A 2192-nucleotide genomic window follows, 5' to 3' on the forward strand; every position below is an offset into this window, starting at 1 on the left:
TAAAACACCCACCCGTAATTAAAAAACACCTTAAAATGGCTAGCCCCTTCATTAAAAACAAAAGAGTTGGTGTAATCGCCACCATTAGAAACGACGCTAGCTTTTCTTTGGATCAAAGGAACGCTAATCCCTACAGAATATTTAGAATGCTTATAGCGGTAATTCAATCCGGTAGCCACATCTAAATTGCCGCTCCCTTTGACTTTATTCAACACATAATAGCTGTTATACAAGCCCCTTAACCCCCCAAAGATGCCAAAAGATGAAGAAAAGTTCCTTTTGGTTTGAACGCCTATAGGGCTATTTTTATTAGAGTAAGTGGTGATGAAATCCAACAACAAATCTATCCCCCCACCATAGCTCAATTGCTGGAATTTTTGATTAAGGGCCTTAGAATAGTTGTATTTCACAATGCCATAATAAGCCAATCCTATGAAATCATTAAAGTAATTTTGATAGCCTATCTTAGCGTTAACCCCTAAAATAGGGCTTCTAAAACTTTGCGAAGCGCTTGAAGAATAGTGGTTGGTAACGCTAGAAGTGACAAAGGTTTTTTGAATGGTGCTGAGCATGGAATTGGCTAAATCTTGCGTGTTCAAACTAGCGTTTAAATTGTAGTTTGTTTGACTCCCTAAGTTAGCGTAGTTGATCGGTAAAGCGTTTTGATTAATAAGCTGCTGCCAAACCGCTGCTGTTACCCCTAAAAAGCCAGCGGGGACATCCGCGCAATTGTGATAGATGGAATTAGGGTAGTTGCTAGGGAAAGCGCTCTGACCTTGACCCCCATAAAGCGAACACACATTATAGGGGAGGCCATCAGAATCTTTTGGTTTGCCATTACTATCCCTTTCAACTTGACCATTTTTCATCACCGGCACTCTTTGATAAGTCATGTTCCCATTATGGGTGTAGCCTTTGGTGTGGCTGAATTCATGCAAGATGGTTCTTAAATCAGCCAAATTGATAGTCTTAAGGTCGTTGCCAAAGAGTTTTTGGGGTTCTAAAGCATAGGCTTCTACTCCTAATGTGCCATATTCACCATCATTACCATATCCATTAGCCAACCCTACAACCCCTGAATTTTTTAAAACAACCGCATCAATTTCTATTTTTTTTCTAAAATTATTAATAATACCTTGTTTGTTGAGTATATATTGTTGATCGACTTTAGAATTGACAAGCCCGTTTGTCCCAGGATTTACGCATTTTGAAGGATCGCTATCGCAATCTGTTGAGCTGTTAGTGAACTCAAAAGGAGCGTTTAAGATCGCATCGCCCCAAGATTGGGAGTCTAAGACAGCGATCATGTTCAACATCAAATTAGTGAATTCTTCTGCGGTTTGCGGGGTGAAATTTTGCCAACAATCATTTTTTGTATTACCATTATTATTGTAAGGACAAGTGTTGAAATTGTTTGGATTTTCATTACTATATTTCATTATAAGATTTGTCTTAATCTTATTGAGCGTTTCAAACACCCTCTGCGTGTTAGTATCAGAAATAGAAGTGCTAGTGGTTTCAAATTTTGGAAAAAAGAAAGTATAGGGGTCAATTTTACCAAACGCCTCTTTTAAACTATCAAATGCCTCCCCGGGTAAAACCATCTTAGAGTGTTTGGGGATGGTCTCTATCACCCCTAGATCGATCACATTGCCCTGAGCGTCTGTAAAACTAAGCTTCACATTGCTTAAATTATAAGGTAAGAAATTTTCTATAGTTAATTGACCGCCAACATACAATACTTTAATAGGGGATAAGGATGAGAATGTTAATTGCGATATAGATTTAGCGTCTGTGAATAAATTAGCCGCTCTTTTTAAAACGCTATCTGTGGGTAAATAATCGTAAGTCGCGTAAGTGTTTTTTGTGGTGGTGTGTCTTTTTTCTTGCGTTTGCGTGCCTTCTAATAGTCCGGTTTCAAACCCGGCTTCTATGAAAAAGCCATTTTTCTCATTCGCTTCTAAAGCGCTGAATAATAAAAGTGAGGTGAATAGTTTTCTCATGGTTATCTCTTTTTAGTTTATAGCGCCTTTATTATACAATTTAAGGGGGTTGTTTGTTTATTTTTTGAAATTTAACGCTTTTACAAGGAACTAGTGTTTCATATTGAAACAAATTTTTAACAACGAGCGTTTGTATTATAGTTTATTTATCATTAATTAGGCTGTGTTAATCAAAGTTTGATAGGTAAA

The 2192-nt window shown here is 37.4% G+C and carries 1 protein-coding gene; it reads right to left on the reverse strand.

Features of this window, described 5'->3' with window-relative positions:
• Window positions 1–2003, reverse strand: a 2003-nt coding sequence (locus tag H7N69_RS07770; protein WP_187885365.1) for a porin family protein, incomplete at its 3' end; no start/stop codon positions are given.
• Window positions 2004–2192 lie beyond the last annotated feature (189 nt).

This window comes from Helicobacter pylori (genome assembly GCF_014497725.1).
GTDB lineage: Bacteria > Campylobacterota > Campylobacteria > Campylobacterales > Helicobacteraceae > Helicobacter > Helicobacter pylori_DE.